The 21031-nt window shown below is 60.4% G+C and carries 18 protein-coding genes, 1 tRNA gene and 1 rRNA gene; 10 read left to right on the plus strand and 10 right to left on the minus strand.

The features are described 5' to 3' along the window. The first annotated feature begins 389 nt into the window (after positions 1-389). Positions 390-506: ribosomal RNA gene (gene rrf / locus EP30_RS07065) — 5S ribosomal RNA — on the plus strand. A 281-nt stretch (positions 507-787) separates the two neighbouring features. Further along, the gene (locus EP30_RS07070; protein WP_140557314.1) at positions 788-1828 is read left to right on the plus strand and encodes a zinc-dependent alcohol dehydrogenase family protein; all 1041 of its coding nucleotides are present in this window, start codon (positions 788-790) and stop codon (positions 1826-1828) included. 95 nt (positions 1829-1923) lie between these two features. Here EP30_RS07070 and EP30_RS07075 read toward each other — a convergent pair whose 3' ends face one another. After that, positions 1924-2757, minus strand: coding sequence for a YoaK family protein (locus EP30_RS07075; RefSeq protein WP_140557316.1), 834 nt, complete (start codon positions 2755-2757; stop codon positions 1924-1926). Here EP30_RS07075 and EP30_RS11145 point away from each other — a divergent pair. After that, entirely contained in the window at positions 2756-2887 is a 132-nt protein-coding gene (locus EP30_RS11145) for a hypothetical protein (RefSeq protein ID WP_258185415.1), read from the plus strand. The genes EP30_RS07075 and EP30_RS11145 overlap by 2 nt on opposite strands. 26 nt (positions 2888-2913) lie before the next feature. Here EP30_RS11145 and EP30_RS07080 read toward each other — a convergent pair whose 3' ends face one another. After that, the gene (locus EP30_RS07080) at positions 2914-3639 is read right to left on the minus strand and encodes a hypothetical protein (RefSeq protein WP_140557319.1); all 726 of its coding nucleotides are present in this window, start codon (positions 3637-3639) and stop codon (positions 2914-2916) included. 285 nt (positions 3640-3924) lie between these two features. Between EP30_RS07080 and EP30_RS07085 the strand changes: the two genes are divergently transcribed. From EP30_RS07085 to EP30_RS07100, 4 genes are all read left to right on the plus strand, one after another. Beyond that, complete coding sequence (locus EP30_RS07085) at positions 3925-4404, plus strand: flavodoxin (RefSeq protein ID WP_140557321.1); 480 nt, start codon at positions 3925-3927, stop codon at positions 4402-4404. Between the two features lie 135 nt (positions 4405-4539). Next, complete coding sequence (locus EP30_RS07090) at positions 4540-7062, plus strand: excinuclease ABC subunit UvrA (RefSeq protein WP_140557323.1); 2523 nt, start codon at positions 4540-4542, stop codon at positions 7060-7062. Between the two features lie 116 nt (positions 7063-7178). Then, positions 7179-7838, plus strand: coding sequence for a phosphatase PAP2 family protein (locus tag EP30_RS07095; RefSeq protein WP_140557325.1), 660 nt, complete (start codon positions 7179-7181; stop codon positions 7836-7838). A gap of 109 nt (positions 7839-7947) precedes the next feature. Next, on the plus strand, positions 7948-8634 hold the full coding sequence (locus tag EP30_RS07100; RefSeq protein WP_258185416.1) for a sugar O-acetyltransferase: 687 nt from the start codon (positions 7948-7950) through the stop codon (positions 8632-8634). Between the two features lie 50 nt (positions 8635-8684). On the opposite strand, the gene EP30_RS07105 is transcribed toward EP30_RS07100, so the two are convergent. Continuing rightward, on the minus strand, positions 8685-9095 hold the full coding sequence (locus tag EP30_RS07105; protein ID WP_140557329.1) for a peptide deformylase: 411 nt from the start codon (positions 9093-9095) through the stop codon (positions 8685-8687). A gap of 228 nt (positions 9096-9323) precedes the next feature. Here EP30_RS07105 and EP30_RS07110 point away from each other — a divergent pair, with 228 nt between their 5' ends. Next, a complete protein-coding gene (locus tag EP30_RS07110) occupies positions 9324-10334 on the plus strand; it encodes an alpha/beta fold hydrolase (RefSeq protein ID WP_181160835.1) in 1011 nt (336 codons plus the stop codon). A gap of 6 nt (positions 10335-10340) precedes the next feature. Here EP30_RS07110 and EP30_RS07115 read toward each other — a convergent pair whose 3' ends face one another. From EP30_RS07115 to EP30_RS07140, 6 genes are all read right to left on the minus strand, one after another. Further along, complete coding sequence (locus tag EP30_RS07115; RefSeq protein WP_181160838.1) at positions 10341-11141, minus strand: potassium channel family protein; 801 nt, start codon at positions 11139-11141, stop codon at positions 10341-10343. A gap of 196 nt (positions 11142-11337) precedes the next feature. Then, positions 11338-11414: transfer RNA gene (locus tag EP30_RS07120), tRNA-Ile, on the minus strand. A 191-nt stretch (positions 11415-11605) separates the two neighbouring features. After that, the gene (locus EP30_RS07125) at positions 11606-12745 is read right to left on the minus strand and encodes a 4-hydroxybutyrate dehydrogenase (RefSeq protein WP_140557333.1); all 1140 of its coding nucleotides are present in this window, start codon (positions 12743-12745) and stop codon (positions 11606-11608) included. 71 nt (positions 12746-12816) lie between these two features. Beyond that, positions 12817-14151, minus strand: a complete 1335-nt coding sequence (gabT, locus tag EP30_RS07130) for a 4-aminobutyrate--2-oxoglutarate transaminase (RefSeq protein ID WP_140557335.1) — start codon at positions 14149-14151, stop codon at positions 12817-12819. A 175-nt stretch (positions 14152-14326) separates the two neighbouring features. After that, a complete protein-coding gene (locus EP30_RS07135) occupies positions 14327-15721 on the minus strand; it encodes an APC family permease (RefSeq protein WP_140557338.1) in 1395 nt (464 codons plus the stop codon). Positions 15722-15862: 141 nt separating this feature from the next. Beyond that, a complete protein-coding gene (locus EP30_RS07140; RefSeq protein WP_219846802.1) occupies positions 15863-16756 on the minus strand; it encodes a carbon-nitrogen hydrolase family protein in 894 nt (297 codons plus the stop codon). A gap of 232 nt (positions 16757-16988) precedes the next feature. On the opposite strand from EP30_RS07140, the gene EP30_RS07145 reads away from it, so the two are divergent. After that, on the plus strand, positions 16989-18605 hold the full coding sequence (locus tag EP30_RS07145) for a PucR family transcriptional regulator (protein WP_140557340.1): 1617 nt from the start codon (positions 16989-16991) through the stop codon (positions 18603-18605). A gap of 242 nt (positions 18606-18847) precedes the next feature. Next, complete coding sequence (locus EP30_RS07150) at positions 18848-20200, plus strand: NAD-dependent succinate-semialdehyde dehydrogenase (RefSeq protein WP_140557342.1); 1353 nt, start codon at positions 18848-18850, stop codon at positions 20198-20200. 113 nt (positions 20201-20313) lie between these two features. Here the strand turns inward: EP30_RS07150 and EP30_RS07155 are convergent, their stop codons facing one another. Then, positions 20314-20823, minus strand: coding sequence for an Lrp/AsnC family transcriptional regulator (locus EP30_RS07155; protein WP_094663016.1), 510 nt, complete (start codon positions 20821-20823; stop codon positions 20314-20316). Between the last annotated feature and the right edge of the window lie 208 nt (positions 20824-21031).

The following is a 21031-nucleotide window of genomic DNA, read 5'->3' on the forward strand; positions in this document are numbered from 1 at the left end:
TAACGCCATCGGACCTCTTTTTATTCTCCCTGATTCTCATCTAACGATGATCGAGATGGCTACAGGGAACGAAATCGCACTTGCGCAATTGGCGTTGATGAAGCGGCATTACCACGATGCGTGGCCATGAAAGCACATACGCAGTCGATACACCCAGATATACGAAATACAGGCTGTTGCCGACACTGAATCGAAGTGGCGGAACAACCTTTTTTTTCTTTTACCCTTCAACGGAGAATCCGGCCGCGCGAAGAAACCACTCATCATGGGATACGACGATCAGTGCGTCTGGATAATCACGGAGCAACTGAGCAATCGAGCCAGCGCCTAGGAATAAGCGCGACACGCCGATATTTGGTAATCTAGAAAGGTTAGTGTATCTTATTTCTTGCTGCGGTCATGGCCCAAGGGAAACGCCTGGATCCATTCCGAACCCAGAAGCTAAGGCTTGGCACGGCGATGGTACTGCACTCGGTAGGGTGTGGGAGAGTAGCACGCCGCAGCATTTACTCGTTAATAAAACGCTTGTCGAAGTTGACAAGCGTTTTTTTGTTTTTCAGGATTACAGTCAGCAACAACCGTTGGCCTATAACCCAATAACCCAGAGCGCAGGCATGGGCGTGTCGCGTGGTTTACTTCGAGCGCTTGAAGTGCGTAGCGTAAAGAGCAACGGAAGTCGAAACGGACATTATGCCAGTGCGACGGCAATTCGACACTTGTGGCGGCGTGATGGTCCGGTCCGCATGACAACCGAATACACCATGACAACCATGACAAAGGAGTTCGCATGACCGACATGATGAAGGCAGCCGTATTCGAGGCACCCGGCCGTATGGCCGTGAAGGAACTGCCCAAGCCGCAGTTGGAGCAGGATGATGACATCGTGATTCGCGTGGTCCGCGCCTGCGTATGCGGATCTGATCTGTGGTTCTTCCGCGGGTTGACTCCGCAGACCGTCGGCGGCCAGACCGGCCACGAATCCATCGGCGTGGTGGAGCAGGTCGGTTCCTCCGTACAGTCCGTGCAGGTTGGCGATTTTGTGGTGGTGCCGTTCCCGTTCAGCTGCGGCAAGTGTCCGGTGTGCAAGGCCGGATTCGAATCCGTGTGCCCCCACGGCGGCTATTTCTCCGCATGCCAGGCTGAGTATCTGCGCGTGCCCGAGGCTGACGGTACCGTCGTCAAGGTGCCGGGAAGTCCGTCCGACTATTCCGACGCGCAGCTGGCGTCGCTGCTGACCATTTCCGACGTGATGTCCACCGGCTATCATGCTGCAGTGTCCGCTGAGGTCAAGCCGGGCGATACCGCGGTGGTGATGGGTGACGGTGCCGTTGGCCTGTGCGGTGTGATCGCCGCCAAGATGCTGGGCGCGTCCAGGATCATCGCGATGAGCCGTCATGAGGATCGTGCCGCGTTGGCTCGCGAGTTCGGTGCCACCGATATCGTGCCTGAACGTGATCAGGCCGCCATCGACAAGGTGCTGGACATGACCGACGGCTATGGCGCGGACGCGGTGCTCGAGTGTGTCGGCTCCAAGCAGTCGTTCGATACCGCCATCGGTCTGGCCCGTCGCGGTGCGGTGATCGGCCGCGTTGGTCTGCCACACGATGTGGAGATCAGCGCCGAAGGCACGTTCTACGGCAACATCGGCATCAAGGGCGGTCCGGCGCCGGTGCGTCATTATGATCTCAACGGCCTGCTCGACGCCGTGCTCAACGGTGACATCAACCCCGGTCGGGTGTTCACCGGCGAGTATGACATCGATCATATTCAGGACGCCTACGAGGCGATGGACCAGCGAAAGGTCATCAAGGCGCTGATCCGGTTCTGATCATTCGCCGATGATTCGTTGCTAAACGCAATCACATGCAATGGAAAACAACGGCCACGTCACATTATGGCAACATATGTGACGTGGCCGTTATGTTACTTGGCAACTGGACTCTTTTCGGCGATTGTCCATGAGGCGTTGGAGCGGATGTGTGGCAGCATCATTGCGATGACCAGCAGCAGGCAGACGATCATCACGATGAGGATCACATCCTCATGACCGTGCGTCTGCAACAGTGCGCCCGTCAACGCGCCGAGGGCCAATGCCGTCATCGCCACCGCACGACGACCGAGTTTGGAATGCTCATGACCGCGGGCCGAGGTGTCGGCCACAATGCCGGTCAGGGTCATCGTCATCACCGTGGTGGGCAGATCGGGTACCGACAGCTTGCGCGCGGTGGAGTTCTGAATGCCCATGGCCGGTGCCAACAGCACAATGAGCATGATGATGTGAAGATCGATATGACTGGCCGTGGGAAAATTCAGACTCGGCGTCGCCCGCGCGGCAGCGGCGGCTGTGGTACCGCCCATCGTCGGTTCGGATGAGAAATGGTTCAGCAGATAGATGCCGATCAGCGCGGCGATCACGAATATCGTCTGCACGCCGGTCGCCACCAGCAGATGTTTGGCGTGATTGTCGCCGAATCTGCGGATGATACGGCCTCCGATGAGCGCGCCCACGATGAACGCCAGCAGCGCCAGCGTGGATGTCCACCAGACGAAGCCCTGGGCGTGGGCGATGGAGAATCCCAGAAAGACGATGTTGCCGGTCACGTTGGCCACGAATACGCGTCCCATCGCCAGATAACTCAGCGCGTCCACCAGTCCGGCGACGAACGTGAGGATCACCAGCGCGGGGGACAGCAGACCGTACCGGTCATTGTTCCGAGGAATCAGTGTGCGTCCCGCTTCGGCAAAATGCGATGTCATGATGGGGAATCACCTTTTGAAAAATCGTGAAACGATGATTGACGCCATCGATGATACCGATCATATCGAAACGAGTGATGACACTGCTGACCGGACTGGTAATGCCTGTGGCAATGGCAATGCTGGTTGATTGACCGTCATCTGATCTGAATCAGATTAGATGAGATCGGATCCGGATAGGTTGATGTAGCTGCTGGAATTGGAATTGCCGGAATCCGAACCGGTGCCGTAGGAATCCGTGCTGTTGCCGTCGCCCTGACTGAAGCCGTTCCGCGGGAAGTTGCCGCCGTAGCCGGGAGCCTGCATGCGGCTATAGCCAGAACGATCGTTGTCGTTGGTCAGTGCGGTTACGATACCGGCGCTCACGGCACCGCCGATCAGACCACACAGTAGGGAGACGCCGACGATGATGCCCCACGTCTTCTTGCCGAGGGTGCGGATTGCGGATTTGCTGGGAAGCGGACTCGTAGTGGTCTGCTGGGAGACGTTTTGTGGGTGGAGAAGTCCGTCGGACGACTGGAATGGCTGTGATGACTGGGCCGTCTGGGGATTGTTCGGAGCGAACGGGTTCTGTGCGGGATTGACGGGCTGTTGCGTGCCGGACTGTGTGGCACAGGGCTGCTGCGGTTGCATCTGCTGGTTTGTGGGCTGCTGTGATGCCGTAGACATCACCGGGGATGTGGCCGCATAGGAGTGTGGCTGGACGTAGGACTGCGGCTGAGATTGCACCGACTGTGCGGAATCCTGAACCGGAGCTTGGGCAGGGACCTGCTGCTCGGATTCCACCTGCGGTTGCGCGCCATGGGGCAAGGCTTGCGTTTGGGAGTCGGACTGCACTGTTTGCTGAGGATTCTTGGAATCGTTGGGTGTGATTTCGACCATGATGTTGCTCCTTGATGAATGATCAAACGTGTGGACTTGGCGTGATGTCTTCATTGAACTGTGGCTGTCATAAGGGTGTCTTCGGGGGAACGAAAGGGGTACTCGATATTCGGAATGTAAATACCGGAGGTTTTCTGAATGTCCACTGGATGCAATGATCGGGTATTGCGCTGACGGCGAAGCCACGACGACTGCGATGTTGACTTCGAGCACTCGAAGTCGGCACGATGGACGGTACGACGATTGTTGATGATCGCAAACGGCAACATTGGAAGGAGACCTGCCATGAGCAAGCGCATTCTTGTCACTTATTTCTCCGCCACGGGCACCACACGCAAGGTGGCCAAACGACTGGCGTCGGCGATCGGTGCTGATATCACGGAAATCGTGCCCGCCCAGTCGTATACCGCCGCGGATCTTGACTGGCGTGACTCGTCAAGCCGGTCAAGCGTGGAACATCATGATCGGTCCCTGCGTCCCGAACTGGCCGATCCGATCGACGTGAGCGACTACGACGTGGTATTCATCGGATACCCGCTGTGGTGGGAGACCGCGCCCCGCGTGGTGCGCACGTTCCTGGAAAGCCAGGATTGGTCCGGCAAGACCATCGTGACCTTCGCCACCTCCGGATCCAGCACGCGTGGAGCGGACGGTGTGCAGTTGCACGACTCCGCGCCGAACGCCAACTGGGTGGATGGACGTCGCATTGCCGCGAACGAGAGCGAAACCGCGCTCGCCAAGTGGGTGGGCGGCCTGAACCTGTAGGCATGACCTCGCCCTTCCTATACTGATTCATGGCGTGCGATATTGCGGCATCCAACGCGATCTGCGGTATCCAACGTGGTCTGTTGATCACAGTCGCCGTCGTGCACGCTACAAGCGGCAGGGAGGGGATTCGGCATGACACGAGACGGGCATCGTCCATCGGCAATCGAAATACGAGGAGCCCGCGTACACAATCTCAAGAACGTCGACATTGACGTTCCCCTGGGTGAACTCGTCGGCATCGCCGGCGTATCCGGATCGGGCAAGTCCTCACTGGCGTTGGGCGTGCTGTATGCGGAAGGCTCACGACGGTATTTGGAGGCACTGTCCACATATACCCGACGTCGCCTCACCCAGGCCGGGCGCGCTCAGGTGGACGACGTGTTGCATGTGCCCGCCGCGCTGGCGTTGCATCAGCGTCCCAGCGTACCGGGCATCCGCTCCACATTCGGCACCATGACCGAACTGCTCAACAGTCTGCGACTGCTGTTCTCCCGTGTCGGCTCACACTCCTGTCCCCACTGCGGCACACGAAACGAGCCGACACTGAACGTGGCCGCCGAGCAGCCGATCGTCTGCACAGGATGCGGCAGGACGTTCTTCGGTCCGGGTGCGGAAAGTCTCGCCTTCAACTCCGGCGGAGCGTGCCCCACCTGCTCCGGCACCGGCATCGTCCGAGAAGTGAACCGGGCGGCATTGGTGCCGGACGAGTCGAAAAGCATCGACGACGGGGCGGTCCTGCCATGGGGATCGCTGATGTGGGATCTTATGAAACAGGTCTGCGGGGCCATGGGCGTGCGCACGAACGTGCCGTTCCACGACCTCACCGACAAGGAACGCGACATCGTGTTCAATGGTCCCGCCATCAAAAAACATATTCTGTACAAGCCGAAGAAGGGTGACGATTTCGCCGAACTCGACTTCACGTATTACAACGCGGTGTACACGGTGGAGAACGCGCTCGCCAAAGCCAAGGACGAGAAGGGGCTGAAACGGGTGGCACGGTTCCTCAAGGAAAGCCCGTGCCCGGATTGCCAGAGTACGCGGCTTTCCGAACGGGCCCGCGATCCGCAGGTGCGCGATCTGAATCTGGCACAGGCAACCGCCATGACGTTGGATGAGGCGGTCGACTGGGTGAAGGGCGTGCCGGAATCGTTGGACGAGGACATGCGACCGATGGCGACGAACATCTGCGAATCCTTCCTCGACGTGGCGAAACGGCTGCTGGAACTGGGATTGGGCTACCTGTCGCTTGACCGTGCCGGCTCCACGCTATCCACGGGCGAACGCCAGCGTGTGCAGCTTGCCCGTGCCGTACGCAATCGCACCACGGGCGTGCTGTATGTGCTTGACGAGCCGTCCATCGGACTGCACCCGTCGAACGTGGACGGCCTGCTCGGCGTGATGGACGATCTGGTGGCCGACGGCAATTCCGTGGTCGTGGTCGATCACGATGTCCGCGTACTCAAAGCCGCCGATCACCTCATCGAAATGGGACCGGTCGCCGGTGCCGACGGCGGTCATGTGATCGCACAGGGAACGGTGGCTGATGTGGAAGCGAATCCAGCCAGTCGCATTGCGCCGTTCCTGCGCGAAGGGGCTGCGAGACGGATCCGGGAATGTGTGGCAGACGGTCGGATGTTCGACCATGGGCGCATTCATATGGATACCGGTCCATTGCATACGGTCAGACCGTTGTCGGTGGATATTCCACAGGGCCGGCTGACCGTGGTGACGGGCGTGTCCGGCTCTGGCAAGACGACCATGGTGCTGGAAACGCTGATTCCGGCGTTGAAGGCGATGGCCGACGGTATGCCGTTGCCCGGTCATGTGCGCGCGATCGATGCGGAGGGCATCAACCGGGCGAATCTGATCGATGCCACGCCGATCGGCGCCAATGTGCGGTCCACGGTGGCCACCTACGCCGGTGTCCATGATGAGCTTCGCCGTGCCTTCGCCCGTGGTGAGGAGGCCAAGTCCGCCGGGTACAAGGCCGGCGATTTCTCCTACAACACCGGACGGTTGCGTTGCCCGACCTGTGACGGCACCGGTCAGATCAGTCTTGACGTGCAGTTTCTGCCCGACGTGGACATCGACTGCCCCGACTGCCGTGGATCGCGATATTCGGTTGAGGCCGGGCGTATCCATCGCCGGTCCAAGGATGGCACGCTGCTGACCCTGCCCCAGCTCATGTCGATGAGCGTGGACGAGGCGATGCGCGTCACGGGTGATCTGCGCAAGGTGCATGCGAAGCTTGGCGTGCTCCACGATCTCGGTCTCGGCTACCTGACGCTTGGCGAGCCGACGCCGGCATTGTCCGGCGGCGAGGCGCAGCGGCTCAAGCTCGCCAGTGAGATGGGTCGTGCGCAGTCGGATGCCGTGTTCGTGTTCGACGAGCCGACGATCGGTTTGCATCCGCTGGACGTGCAGGTGCTGCTTGGCGTATTCGATGGTCTGGTGGATCATGGCGCCACCGTGGTGGTCATCGAGCATGATCTCGATGTGATCGCCAACGCGGACCATGTGATCGACATGGGGCCGGGCGGCGGTGCGGCCGGTGGCCGGATCGTGGCGACCGGAACGCCTGACCATATCGCGGAATCCAAGGACAGCATCACCGGCAGGTATCTTGCGGAATATTTGCGCACTGACCGGTGAATCGAACAACGTGTGTGGTTGCTGTATGGTCTGATGAATCTTGGTAGCATCTCAGTGCGCATGGGGAATAATGGCTCCCCGTGCGAATGAAAACATTGGGAAAACGAACATTTCGAATGGTCTGGAGAACGCTGTGGCGAAACTCGCGCAGCACGATTCTGGTGCCCGCGGTAGCCATACTATGCGCGATCATGCCGGCCATCGGCACCGGACTGCGTGATTCGGCGGAAACGATGCTGGAGGAGACGGAGTTTCTGCAGTCGTTGCGTGATTTGCCCGTCGGATTCGACGTGATCTCCACGATACTGGCATGGGCGTTCTCCGGCATCGGATGCGTGATCATTATGGCGGCGCTCGCGTACGTGGCGTACCGCAGCAGCCGGTCGGTGCGCAATGTGGTGCGGAATCTGGTGGTGTCCGTCAGCCCCACCGCGTATGTGACCGGGGTGAAGCAGGTGGTGGAACGTCCGCGTCCTTCCACGTCCGCCGGCTCGTCACTATTGCCTGGTGATCCGAGTTTCCCCAGTGGGCACACCGCCGGCGCGGTCATGGTGGCCACCATGGGCGTGCTGATGACGCGCGGCATGAAGCGACGCATCCGACACGCGGTCGTGGCGATCGGCATTCTGCTGGTGGTCGTCGTCGGATTCTCCCGACTGGTGCTCGGCCTGCATTTCCCCACCGACGTGCTCACTTCGCTACTGGTGTGTCCCGCGATCTCCTACGCCCTGTGGTACCTGTTCATCGACGTGGGCAAACGCCGCCGGTATCGTTGAAATCGGTAATCGGCTCGCTCTGTCGTACCATGGTTGGCGTGATCATGATGGCAATGAGACGACGTCGTGAAACACCACTGTGAAACGACATGATGAAACGAGGATGTTGATGAACGCTGAAGAAAAAGCGGAAATGCGCGAACATTTTGCCGAGATGCTCGGCGGTGACGTCTACCTGCCCACCGATCCTCGATTCTTCCCGGTACAGGCGGCGCAGCGCGATCTGCAGATGGAACTCAACGCCACGCCGATGAGCAATCAGAAACGCAAAGCCGAACTCATGGCCGAATTCTTCGGTGAAACCGGTGAGGATCTCTATCTCGAATGCCCGGTATACGCCAACTGGGGGTGCAACACCTACTGGGGCGCGCACTGCTACGCCAACTTCAACCTCACCCTCGTGGACGACGGTGAGATCTTCATCGGCGATTATACGATGCTCGGACCGAACGTGACGCTTGTGGCCACGGGGCATCCGGTCCGCCCCGATCTGCGACTCAAGGGCGCACAGTATTCGTTCCCCATCCACATCGGCAGGAACGTGTGGATCGGCGCGAATGTGACGGTCATGCCGGGCGTGACCATCGGCGACAACACCGTGATCGGCGCGAACAGTCTCGTCACCAAGGACATTCCCGCCAACGTGGTCGCGTTCGGTACGCCATGCACGGTGGTTCGTGACATCAACGAACACGACGACGAATACTACTGGCGCGACCGTCGATTCAAGCCGCCGTTCGACAAGGTGATGGAAGCTGAGCCGTCCGAGAAATCGGCGGAAGGCTCAGCCGAGTAGACGCTCTACCGACACGAAAGCGATGACGGGCCGTGACCGCTTTCGTGCGATCAGATCACGATGCCGTTGCAGTGATCGATCTCATGCTGGATGATCTGTGCCGTCCAGCCGGCGAAATCCTCGGACCGATGCGCGAACGTCATATCGTCGAACGAGACCGTGATGCGACGATACCGTGTGGTCTCGCGCTCGCCGATCAGCGACAGGCAGCCCTCGCGGGTCCTGTACGGTTCCGACTGGGCGGTGATCCGAGGATTGAACATGGCCCGGGCGGTACCGTTGTCGTCGAACACGATCACCTGCTTGGCGATGCCGATCATGTTGGCCGCCATGCCTACGCATTCGTTGGCGTGCGCGGCAAGCGTATCCAGCAGATCCTGAGCCACCTTGCCATCGTTTCTGGTGGCGAGAGCGGACGGTTGCGACAGGAAGGCCGCGGAAGTCATGATCGGTCGACGCATAGGAGCTCCTTGATGGATGGTGACGATATGTGCTGACGGTCCGGTTGGTGACGGTTGTCACAACCGGACCGTTGACCGTTCCAGCTTGCGGCAAGATCAACGCCCTGCCGAGTGCGGCCGACGCACAATACAGATATGACAGGCAGGAAAACATCCGAGGCATCGACACGGACGTCGGTACAGAGGCTATCGGAACCGCAACGGGTATTGCCGCAGATGGCGACGGGAATGAAACATGCCGGTCTCGGACGATGGCAGCCGGCGATCAGCGCACGGCACACAGTGATGCTCGGGGGAGTGCCGCAGAAGATCTCCGTGGAAGGCCCCGGAGGCGACGCGCCAGTCATGATCATGTTTCACGGCGGACCGTGGGCGCCATTCATCTACGGACTCGCCTACCGCGGCTTCTATCCGGAACTGTCCAGCCGGTTCACACTCGTATGGTGGGATCAGTACGGTTGCGGCAAGAACGCCCGACGGTTGCACGACATCCCCGCCGACATCAGTGTGGAGACGTTCGCGCGCATGGCCATCGACTTGACCGATGAGATGCGCCGTCGATTCCCGAACAGTCCGATCCTGCTCAACGGCTATTCGTTCGGCACCTATCTGACCATGCAGGTGGCCGCCGCCCGGGAAACGGACATCGCCGGCGTGATCAACCTCGGACCGATCATGAGCATGCGCGAAGCCACCGAACATTTCCGCACAGCATGCGAACCGTATCTGACCGATCGTGAACGACAACGAATACTGCGACTGAGGAACAGCGGCCGATACGATCCCTACGCCGCCTATGTGGAACGACTGGCCGGCGCGTATACGGACTGCTGCCATTATCGGGGCAAAGGCGCCATGTTCTATAACGACGCCATGTTTCATCGCTGGTTGCTGCGACTGATCACATCCGGCGACTACCATCCGATTGACCTGATCGGCGCGGCCATGGGAACACTGCCATACGGTCGCCTCTCCCGCCGATTCCACACGCTCTGGGACTCCATGGAGAACATCGACCTGTGGGCGCTCGCCGAACATCTCGACATGCCCATCCTCTATCTGCAGGGGGATGCCGAACGATACGTGCTGCCCGACGAACTGTCCGCGCTCGCTGCTCGCCGTTCCAACGTGCGGTATGTGAGGCTTGATCGTAGTGGGCATATTCCCACGAGTAGGGCGTGGGCGCAGGCGATGCGGGAGATGATCTCGTTTGGCGAGGATGTCACCGGCTGCCGTTGACCGTACCTACGAGGGCTTATGTGCGTTTCGTTCGGCGGTGAGCAACGCGATCTGGGCGGATAGCGCGTCGATCTTGGCCTCCAACTGGGCGTCGCGGGCGGCGTCGGCCCTGGCGTCCTCGTTGAGTTCACGACTCAGTTGCGCTTCCAGATTCGCTTCGATATGGGCTTCCAGATTCTGAGTGAACATCTTCTGATTGCCGACCTGTACGCGTTCCATGATCCACGACGCCACCATGGCCGATACCACACCGATCAGTGTGATGCCGCCGAGCATGAGTGCCGCCGCGACCAGACGCCCCTGCCAGGTCACGGGCGCATAGTCGCCGTAGCCGACCGTAGTCACCGTCACGAACGCCCACCATACGGCGTCGCCGAAGTCGTCGATCTGCCGGTCGGGGGAGTAGTGCTCCACGTCGTACACGGTAAGCGCGCCCACATAGATCATCATGGCGACCGCGCCCACCACGTAGATGGCGATCCGGCCGCGCAACGCCATGCCGGACGTGCGGTTGAGCACCTTGAGCACCATGAACAGACGAAGCAGTCGCAACGGTCGCAGCATCGGCAGCACCACGGTGGCGAGGTCGAACAGATGCCGGAAGAACCAGAACTGACGATTGTCGGACAGGATGAGCGACACGACGTAGTCCACCACGAACAGCACCCAGATCACGTTCATGATGCCTTCGGTGAGCAGCGTGCTGGCAGGTCGTGCGAGCACCTGATACGAGTAGGCGATCAGAAAGACCACGGCGGCACCGGTCATGGGCCATTCGGTCCAGCGTCGCCACTGGTCGAGCGTGATGCGGCGGCGGGGATGGCGTGGATGTGGGGGCTGCGGAGGCTGTGGGGATCGCGGCGGAATATTCGACTTCGTCGTCGGCTCTGACGGATTCATGATTCCAGAGTAACCCAGATGGATGGGGTATGCGGATGGAATGCATTGCGTATTGAGGAATCGCGCGGCGTATTGCGGAATCGCGTGGAATGTGAAGTGAAGGTGGTGGGGCCGCAGGGGCTTGAACCCTGGACCGACGAATTATGAGTTCGCTGCTCTAACCGACTGAGCTACAGCCCCACGTTGCCGAGGCAACTTTTCCATAATAGCAAGGTGGGTGTATTGGAATAGAACGTGTCGTCGGCGTGACGCAATCCATGACGTATCAACGAATGATGGGTCTCAAACCCGATGGCTTGAGACCCATCATTCGTATCGCTGATATCGCGCTGCTCGGCGATCCGGTCAACGACTGGTCGGCAATGTTCCGATCAGTACAGCTCCTCGAAGATCTTGCGCACGCGGTCGGCGTCAAGCGGTACGAAGTTGTTGCGCATCAGACGCTCCTGCGTGGTCATCACACGTTCGGTGAACTCGGGCAGATCCTCGCGGGTCACACCATACTCGTGCAGCGCCTTCTTGGGCAGTAGCTGGTTGATCAGATTCTCCATCTCGTCGTACACATCGGCCACGTCGCAACCGAGCACGTCGGCGAGGACGGCGTTGAGCTTGGCGATCTCGCCGTCGGACTTGATCTCCATGTAGTTGCGCAGCACGCCAGTGAACATCGCGTAGTTGGATTCGCCGTGCGGCACGTGGTACTTGCCACCCAGCTGGTAGCTCAGCGCGTGCACGGCCGCGCACCCGCCGGTGTCGAAGCTGATGCCCGCGTAGTCGGATGCGATCAGGAAGTCGTTCATGAGTTCGTTGCGCTTGGCGCGACGCTCATCACTGCCCGGAGCGCCGGCCGCCACGATGGCCTTGTACCCGTTGAGGATGGTCTTCATGGCCTCGTAGCCGAACAGCTTGGTGTACGGCGTGGAGTTCGGGGAGAGCGTGGATTCCACCGAGTGCACGAGTGCGTCAAGCGAGCTGGTCATGAACACGTGGTCGGGCAGGCCATACAGCAGTTCGGGGATGAGCACGGCATGATCGGCGAACATCTCGGGGCTGGCGATGCCGGCCTTGCACCCCAGGCGAGTGCGGTTGATGGCGGCGATCTCGGTGACTTCGCTGCCGGTGCCGCACGTGGTGGGGATGAGCACCAGATCGACCGTGCGCTTGAAATCGGGAAGATGATCGATCACGTCGTCGATGCTGGCACCGTTCGCCACAGCCACCACCTTCGACATGTCCATCACCGCGCCGCCGCCGATGGCGACGATGCGATCGTAGTCGAACTTGCCGGCGTCGGCGATGATCTCGTCGATCATCACGTCGGTGGGCTCCTGCTTGCCGTACTTGTCGACGAGCAGCACGTTCGCGCCGTTGAGGTACGGCTTGAGGAACTTGTCGTGAATCATTGCGATGCTGACGACCAGATCCTTCGGTCCGAGATCGAACGCGTCGGCGAAATCCTTGACGGTGGGGAATTGGAAGATGTCCTTCGGTCCCACGGTAAGCAACTTCATGATGATGTCCTTAGTACGCTGAACTGATAGATAGTGCGCTGAACTGATGGATGGAAGCGTTGGGGGATCACCTACTTGGCGCTTTCCTCGACGATGATCTCCTTGAGCACGTCGAGCGCCTCGGTGAGTTCCTCATCGGTGATGGTGAGCGTGGGCAGCAGACGGATCACATTGCCATAGATGCCGCAGGTGAGCATGATCAGGCCCTCCTGGATGGTGCGCTTGGTGATGCGACCCACGAGCTCCTTGTTCGGTTCCATCGAGCCGGGCTTGACGAATTCGATGCCGATCATGGCACCATGACCACGGACCTCGGCCACGGTATCGAGCTCGTCGACCAGCGGCTTCAGAGCGGCGTCGGCCACCTCGCCGATGTGCGCGGCGCGGGCGGGCAGGTCCTTGTCCTCCATGAGCTTGACGGCCGCCAGCGCGGAGGCGCAGGAGACCGGGTTGCCGCCGTAGGTGCCGCCGATGCCGCCGGGCTGCACGCTGTCCATGATCTCGGCGCGGCCGGTGACCGCGGCGATCGGCATGCCGCCGCCCAGCGCCTTGGCCGTGGTGATCAGATCCGGGACCACGCCGTCGTACTCGCAGGCGAACCACTTGCCGGAGCGGCAGAAGCCGGCCTGAATCTCATCGGAAATGTACAGCACGCCGTTGTCGTGCGCCCAGTCGGCCAGTCCGGACAGGAAGCCGGGGGCCGGGACGATGAATCCGCCCTCGCCCTGGATCGGCTCGGCGATCACCGCGGCCACATTCTCGTGTCCCACCAGCAGTTCGATCTTCGCGGCGGCGGCCTTGGCGGCGGCCGCACCGTCGGTGCCGAACTCGTCACGCAGCGGGTAGCTGAACGGCACGCGGTAGATGTCGGGGGCGAAGGCACCGAAGCCGCGCTTGTACGGCATCGACTTGGTGGTCATGGCCATGGTCAGGTTGGTGCGGCCGTGGAAGGCGTTCTCCATCACCACGACTGCGGAACGGCCGGTGTACTTGCGGGCGATCTTGACGGCGTTCTCAACGGCTTCGGCACCGGAGTTGACCAGCACGCTCTTCTTCGGGAAGTCGCCAGGCGTGTGCTCGGCGAGCTTCTTGCACACTTCGATGTAGTTGGCGTACGGCGTGGTGGCGAAGTTCGTGTGGGTGAGCTTGGCGACCTCGTCCTGCACGGCCTTGACCACTTCGGGGGCGCAGTTGCCCACACCGGTGACGGCGATGCCGGAGGCCAGATCGATGAAGCGGTTGCCGTCCACGTCGGTGATGGTGGCACCGGAGGCGGATTCGGCGAACACGGGCATGCCCTGGCCGACGCCGGCGCTCACGTACTTGTGGTGCTCCTCTTCAAGCGCCTGGGACTTGGGTCCGGGGATGGCGGTGATGAGCTTGCGTGCTACCTGAGGGACGGACATGATGATTCCTTTCTCTGGATGATGAAAACCGGGTGTTGATTGGTTGTCTTGGTTGTTGGAATTTGGATTGGTGTGGATTGGTGGGTCGCCGTACGGTTTTGCCGGGTATGCGGCGACCCAAGTGTGGTGTTTGCTGCAGTGGTGTTTGCCTATGCCCGCTGATGCCTGTCGGCTGTCAGTCGTGGGTGTATTCCGGCGGGTTGTGCTTGAATCCGCCGGTGAGCACGGCGAGGATCACCACGCCGATCGCCAGCCACGACAGTCCGAGGACCAGTGCGTGGATGTCGAGGTGCACGAGCAGATACAGGCAGAACAGCGCGCCGAGGATCGGCAGCAGGATGTTGCGGATCGCGCCTCCGGGGAAGTCCTCCCTCCGCTGTTTGGCGTTCGCCTTGAGATAGGCGACGATCACGCAGACGTTCACAAGGGTGAAGGAGGTGAAGGCTCCGAAGTTCACGAACGATGTGGATGTGGCCACGTCAAGGAACATGGCGATCAGACCGATGGCGGCCACGAGCAGGATGGAGAGCACGGGGGTGTCGAACCTGGCGCTGAGTCGTCCGAAGAACCTCTTCGGCAGTACGCCGTCGCGGCCCATCACGTAGAGCAGTCGGGAGGCACTGGCCTGAGTGGCGATGCCGGACGTGAACTGGCCGAAGCACAGGCCGGCGATGAACACGGAGGTGAACAGGTTGCCGCCGATCTGCGCGGCGATCTCATAGGCCGCGGAGGACTCGTCGATGAACACGCCGCCGGGGTGCACCAGCTGGGTGAAGTATGCGACGGCGATGAAGATCAGACCGCCGACGCCGGCGACGAGCAGGATGGCGCGAGGCATGGTCTTCTTCGGGTCGCGGGTCTCCTCGCTCAGCGTGGTCACCGCGTCGAATCCGAGGAACGAGTAGGCTGCGATGGCACCGCCGGCCACGACCGCGGACAGTGAGGATCCCTGTCCGATGAACGGATCGGTGCTGATCAGAGCGGTCGCGCTGCCGCCGTCGACCACGGAGTGGATGGACAGGCTCACGAAGGTGATGATGACCAGCGCCTGGAAGGTCATAAGGGCAAAATTGACCTTGTCGGCCACGCTCAGGCCAACGATGTTGATGCCGGTGGTGATCACGATGAATCCAAGCACCCATGCCCAGATGGGAACGGCGGGGAATCGTGCGGACAGATAGGACGCTCCGATCAGCCACACCACCATGGGCAGGAACATGTAGTCGAGTAGCACCGCCCAGCCGACAAGGAACCCGAGTTTGCGGCTGATTGTCTTGCCGACATACGTGTAGGCGCTGCCGGCCTCCGGGTGGAGCACAGCCATGCGGCCGTAGCTTCCGGCGGTGAACAGCATGGCGATCGTGGCTGCGGCGTAGCTCATGGCCGTGGCACCGCGCGAGGTGGCGGAGATCACGCCGAACGTGCCGAGTACGATGATCGGGCACATGTAGGCCAGTCCGAGCAGCACGATGGAACGCAGTCCCATGGTGCGCTGGAGTTGGGGTGTGGATACGGTGGCTGTCACCGGTGTGGCCTCTATGGCCGTGCCGGCAATGGTCTGCGTGGTCATGGCGATGTCCTCTCTATATTGTGCGAGCGGTTCGCTGCGGCGAATACTGCGATCGGGATATGGGAATGAGAGATGGAATTGAAGAATGAGAATTGCGGGCTTGCTGTGGAGTAATGACCGGGTTTAGGTGTTTTGGCCGACTTAGTCGACCGGTGCGCTCCAACGTTCCGGGTCGATTCGGCCTTCATAGAGCGGTAAGGGAACCGGGGTGTCGCCGGGGTGGAACTGCTCCCACACCTTGTTGGTGCCGCTGGTGCCGGTCTGGTGAATGCGCCGGACCTGATCGAGTTGCACGGTGGCGGTGATCAGTCCCTCCTGACTGCCGGTGATCTGTCGGATGACGTTGCCTTCCGGGTCCACCAGCACGGATTCGCCGACGCCCTGCGGGGCCGCCGCGTTGATGCTGGCCAGGAACGTCTGGTTGACGATGGCGTTGGCGCGGGCCAGCACCAGTTCCTGACGGCGGTCCGGCGTGGTGGTGCGTACCAGATTGACGATCATGTCGGCGCCGAGCCATGCCACCTGACGGGAGATCTCGGGGAACCAGGCGTCGTAGCAGATCGTCAGTCCGATCCGTCCCTTGCCGGGGATGTCGAATACGGTGAACGAATCGCCGGGCGTGTACTGTTCGAACGGGCGCCACGGGCAGATCTTGCGGTAGGTGGCCGTCAGTTCGCCAGCCGGGGAGAACACGGGGGCGGTGTTGAAGATTCCGCCGTGCCCATCCTGTTCGGGAACGGTTCCGGGGATGAGCCAGATGTCGAGTTCCCGGGCGAGCGCCTTGAGGTTCTCGGTCAGTTCGTCGTGAAAATCGGTGGCGGCGGCGATTTCGCTGCGCCGCGCCTGATCCTGTGGCAGGTCACCGGTGCCGAACAGGTGCATTTCAGGAAAGATCACGAGTTCGGGGCGAGCGCCTGCGGTGGAATGAACGTCTACGATGTGCCGGACGGAATTCGCGAACCTGCCGAAGGGCTTGCCGGTCGGCAGCTGGCTGTACTGAGCCATGGCGATGGTCAGTGCGCTGAGCTCGGTCATTGCCTTCTCCTTAGGTTGGGGTCGGGGGTTGAATCGATTGCGTGGAACGGGGAAAATCGTTCTCGCTGCTGGGATTCGTCAGTCCCGACGGGGGTGTTCCGACGTCTGTGTTCGTCGTTGGTTCCCAAAGATATGACCGGTTGCAACAGAATGTTATGGACAATACGGAGTAAATAGTCGAAAATCGTGGACGAATTGTCTTTGATAACGGTTTTCGGCGTATGGTGAAGACATGTCGATCACCGTGAATGCCTTGCTGGAACAACGATCCCTACATCTTTCCCTTGTGGTGGAGGGCGCTGCGGGATGTTTGGATACGCCGATCTCGTGGGTACATTCCTCGGAATCCGCCGATCCTACGCCATATCTGGAAGGCGGCGAGCTGTTGCTGCTCACCGGATTGCTTATGCCCGAGGATGATCCGGGGGAGGATTTTCGTTTGTATGCGGACCGGCTGGCGAAATGCGGCATCCGTGGCATTGGATTCGGTGTGGGCGTGCATCATGCGGCCATTCCCGAATGGCTGGTCCGGCAGTGCGAGGCGAGTGAGATCCCGCTGTTCTCCGTGCCGTTGGAGGTGTCGTTCATCGCGATCACGAAAACCATCTCCCGCGGTATCGCCGACGACAAGCAGCAGGGGTTCGCCAGGCTGTACCGCAATCAGCAGCAGTTGCTGCGTTCGGTGCATACGCTCGATCCGGTGAGCACGATCGTGTCGAAGACCGCCGAACTGATCGGTGGCTGGTCGGCGTTGCTGAATCCGGCCGGAACGGTGATCGAATCGTCGCATCGGTTCCTGCCTGTCGAAATGAGCGCTCTTGGTGATGCGTTGACGTTCAGTGTGCTTGGCGAGGCGAAGTTCGTGGCCATGCGCGGCTATGACATCGCCGCGTTTCACATCGCGTCGCCGACCGGTCAGACCCTGGGGTATCTGGTCGCCGGACATCGTGGCGAAAAAGGTACGCTTGACCATCCGTTGGTTGCGCAGGCGGCGGCGTTGCTGTCGCTGGCCATCAGCGGTTCGGCCGACGCGAATCGCGCACTGGGCCGATTGCGTGCGGCCATGATGCGGCAGTGTCTGGAGGGTGGTGCCGAACTCGTGCGTCCGTACGCCTCCGATCTGTGGGATGGCATGCCGGCCGAACCCTTGACCGTGCTGCGCGTCACCGGAGAGCAGGAGGCGTTGGAGGCTGCGCAGCGCCTATTCGAACCGTTCCGCAAATCCTTGGCCAAGAACATGAATCCCGCGGTGTTCGGCATGATCGAGAACGACCTATGGGTGGTGGTCTCGCAGTCGAACGCGGGGGAGTGGGTGGAGAGTCTGCTCCGTGACTCCCGTGTGATCGTCGGATTGTCGTCGGGATGCATCTGGAGGGATCTGCCAAGAGCTCGGCATGAGGCGTATCAGGCGGCGTCCGAGGCCATGACGTCGGGTCTGCAGTCATTGCGATACGGGCAGCGTGAAGGCGCGGGATCATTGGAGGGCATGGTGGAGCCGTCGAGAATGCGCGCCTTCGCCGATCTGAAGCTTGCCCCGATATCGTCGCTGGTGTTCAATCTGTCCGTGGGGCCGCACGGTGGACGTGACGGTTCCCCAGCGTCCGCGCAGCCCGACGACTGGGATGAGCCGGACGGCATGAGTCTGCATGCCGTGGACGTACTGCGCACCTGGCTGCAGTGCCGCGGCAAAACCGAGGAGGTGTCCCGAACGCTGGGTATCCACCGCCATACGGTGACCAAATACATGACTCAGATCGCCAAGACGCTATCCGTGGACCTCACCGACCCGCAGACAACCGCCGAACTCTGGTTCGCCTGCAAATTCACCCGTTTCCCCGAAAAGGGGTAAGGGCGGTTTGGGCCGGTCGGCGGTTCGATTTCGATCAACGATTGGTTTGCTCTCAACACGGCGATTGATATTCGGTTTACGAATGTCAATCGCCATATTGTTTCGAATAAGAAAATAAATCTCGTATAACGATAACGAAATCGAAACCAAGCGAGCATACAACTGGATTCCAGCAACGAATCGCGAATCACTCGTTATGGCGTGGTCATCATGACGTGCGTCATGGCGTGAAAGGAGTCGACATGAGCATGTATGCGGTAACGAACCCGGCCACCGGCGAAGTCGAGGAGACCTACGAAACGTTCACCGACGAACAGATCGCCGCAACCGTGGACAAGGCGCAGAAGGCCTACGCCACCTGGGGCAAGACGTCCATCGCCGAAGAGCGCGCGGAACTGCTGCGCAAAGTAGCCGACCTGTATCTTGAACGCGAAGATGAACTCGCCGAGATCATCAATCATGAAATGGGCAAGAAACTCGACGAATGCCGCGTGGAAGTGGAATTCTCCTCCGCCATCTACCGGTACTACGCGGACAACGGTCCAACGTTCATGGCTGATACGCCGATCAAGCGCGAGGCGGAAGGCTCGGCGGTGATCCGCCACAAGTCCGTCGGACCGCTGCTCGGCATCATGCCGTGGAACTACCCGTACTATCAGGTGGCGCGCTTCGCCGGCCCCAACCTCATGCTCGGCAACACGATCATCCTCAAGCATGCGCCGCTATGCCCCAAGTCCGCCGAAGCCATGGAGCGGATCTTCCTCGACGCCGGCTTCCCGGAAGGTGCGTACTCCAAGGTGTACGCCACCAACGAACAGGCCGCCGACATCATCGCCGACCCGCGCGTGCGTGGCGTCTCCCTCACCGGATCCGAACGTGCCGGCACCGCGGTCGCATCCGAAGCCGGCAAGGCACTCAAGAAAGTGGTGTGCGAGCTCGGCGGCAGCGATCCGTTCATCCTGTTCAGCACGAACAACATGGACGCCGTGGTCGAAGCCGCCGTGGCCGGACGCTACGAGAACTGCGGCCAGGTATGCAACGGATCCAAGCGATTCATCGTGATCGACTCCCTGTACGACGAATTCCTCGACAAGTTCAAGAAGGCGTCGGCGACCGTGGAACTCGCCCCGCTGTGCTCCAAGGCCGCCGCCGAACGCCTCGCCGGACAGGTCTCCCGCGCCGTGGAAGCCGGCGCCACCCTCGAATACGGCGACGGCAAGAACGACGGAGCGTTCTTCAAACCCACCATTCTCACGAACATCCCCGAAGATTCCCCCGTGCGCTACGAGGAATTCTTCGGACCGGTCGCCCAGTTCTACCGGGTGTCCAGCGAGGAGGAGGCCGTGGCGCTCGCCAATGACACGTCGTTCGGCCTCGGCTCCTACGTGTTCACCACCGACGAGGAACAGGGCGAGCGCATCGCCGATGAGCTGGAGACCGGCATGACCTACATCAACGAGGTCGGTGCCGACTCGTGCGAACTGCCGTTCGGCGGTGTGAAGAACTCCGGATTCGGCCGTGAACTCGGCTCGCTCGGCATGGGCGAGTTCGTGAACCTCAAGCTCGTCTGCACCAACGCGGTGGGCCGGTTCTAGTTCGAGTTGGTTCTGTGCGTTCCAGTTTGATTAAAAAATGTAAGACGCCGAGGCTGAAATCTCGGCGTCTTACATATGTGTACCTGTATTGGTATCGACTCCGTGTCTACCGCCTACCGCACGCCCCAGTCGTAGCGCTGGGATTCCAAGCGCATGTAGGTGAACAGCTCGGTACGGTCAATGCCGTCGATCTTGCGGATCTGACGGTTGACCAGCTCGAGCATGCTTTCGTCGTCCTCGGCGAACACCTCGGCCAGGATGTCGAACCGTCCGGCGGTGATGATGATGTAGTCGATCTGTCGGATGTCCTTGAGCTTCTGCGCCACATATTCAATATCGCCGTTCACGGTGATGCCCACCATGGCCTGACGTCGGAAGCCCATCTCCATCGGATTGGTCACGGCGACGATCTGCATCACGTCGTCGTCGAGCATCTTCTGTACGCGCAATCGCACCGCCGCCTCCGACAGTCCGATCTCCTTACCGATCGACACATATGATCGGCGTCCATCTTCCTGCAGCAGGGCCACGATCTTCTTGTTGACGTCGTCAAGTGTGCCTTCGCGAGTGGGCTGTGATTCGTTTCCGTTGCCCGAAGGGACTGTGGATTGCTTTTTCTTCATACTGCAAGACTATAGGAAAAGCCGTTACAATGCGTTTTCGTTGTGGTTTCCCGAAGATGATGATGTTATCTCTGTGAATTATAGATATCGACAATGTAAATCGAACTAAAAAGCGTAACTTTACTTAAGATTTCGAAATTTTATGCCCTTACTCTTTGTGAATATCTTCCAAAACAATATGTGTGGACGAATTAGGAAGGATATGATC

The organism is Bifidobacterium sp. UTCIF-39 (assembly GCF_006408715.1).
GTDB lineage: Bacteria > Actinomycetota > Actinomycetes > Actinomycetales > Bifidobacteriaceae > Galliscardovia > Galliscardovia tissieri.

What these genes read in the sequence shown, in the direction of transcription:
- EP30_RS07075 (WP_140557316.1), bottom strand. Translation starts at nt 2,757, where the DNA reads ATGACATCGCATTTTGCCGAAGCGGGACGCACACTGATTCCTCGGAAC.
- EP30_RS07085 (WP_140557321.1), top strand. Translation starts at nt 3,925, where the DNA reads ATGAGCAAGCGCATTCTTGTCACTTATTTCTCCGCCACGGGCACCACA.
- EP30_RS07145 (WP_140557340.1), top strand. Translation starts at nt 16,989, where the DNA reads ATGTCGATCACCGTGAATGCCTTGCTGGAACAACGATCCCTACATCTT.
- EP30_RS07125 (WP_140557333.1), bottom strand. Translation starts at nt 12,745, where the DNA reads ATGAAGTTGCTTACCGTGGGACCGAAGGACATCTTCCAATTCCCCACC.
- EP30_RS07095 (WP_140557325.1), top strand. Translation starts at nt 7,179, where the DNA reads ATGGTCTGGAGAACGCTGTGGCGAAACTCGCGCAGCACGATTCTGGTG.
- EP30_RS07080 (WP_140557319.1), bottom strand. Translation starts at nt 3,639, where the DNA reads ATGGTCGAAATCACACCCAACGATTCCAAGAATCCTCAGCAAACAGTG.
- EP30_RS07135 (WP_140557338.1), bottom strand. Translation starts at nt 15,721, where the DNA reads ATGACCACGCAGACCATTGCCGGCACGGCCATAGAGGCCACACCGGTG.
- EP30_RS07090 (WP_140557323.1), top strand. Translation starts at nt 4,540, where the DNA reads ATGACACGAGACGGGCATCGTCCATCGGCAATCGAAATACGAGGAGCC.
- EP30_RS07155 (WP_094663016.1), bottom strand. Translation starts at nt 20,823, where the DNA reads ATGAAGAAAAAGCAATCCACAGTCCCTTCGGGCAACGGAAACGAATCA.
- EP30_RS07105 (WP_140557329.1), bottom strand. Translation starts at nt 9,095, where the DNA reads ATGCGTCGACCGATCATGACTTCCGCGGCCTTCCTGTCGCAACCGTCC.
- EP30_RS07100 (WP_258185416.1), top strand. Translation starts at nt 7,948, where the DNA reads ATGAACGCTGAAGAAAAAGCGGAAATGCGCGAACATTTTGCCGAGATG.
- EP30_RS11145 (WP_258185415.1), top strand. Translation starts at nt 2,756, where the DNA reads ATGATGGGGAATCACCTTTTGAAAAATCGTGAAACGATGATTGACGCC.
- EP30_RS07150 (WP_140557342.1), top strand. Translation starts at nt 18,848, where the DNA reads ATGAGCATGTATGCGGTAACGAACCCGGCCACCGGCGAAGTCGAGGAG.
- EP30_RS07110 (WP_181160835.1), top strand. Translation starts at nt 9,324, where the DNA reads ATGAAACATGCCGGTCTCGGACGATGGCAGCCGGCGATCAGCGCACGG.
- gabT (WP_140557335.1), bottom strand. Translation starts at nt 14,151, where the DNA reads ATGTCCGTCCCTCAGGTAGCACGCAAGCTCATCACCGCCATCCCCGGA.
- EP30_RS07140 (WP_219846802.1), bottom strand. Translation starts at nt 16,756, where the DNA reads ATGACCGAGCTCAGCGCACTGACCATCGCCATGGCTCAGTACAGCCAG.
- EP30_RS07070 (WP_140557314.1), top strand. Translation starts at nt 788, where the DNA reads ATGACCGACATGATGAAGGCAGCCGTATTCGAGGCACCCGGCCGTATG.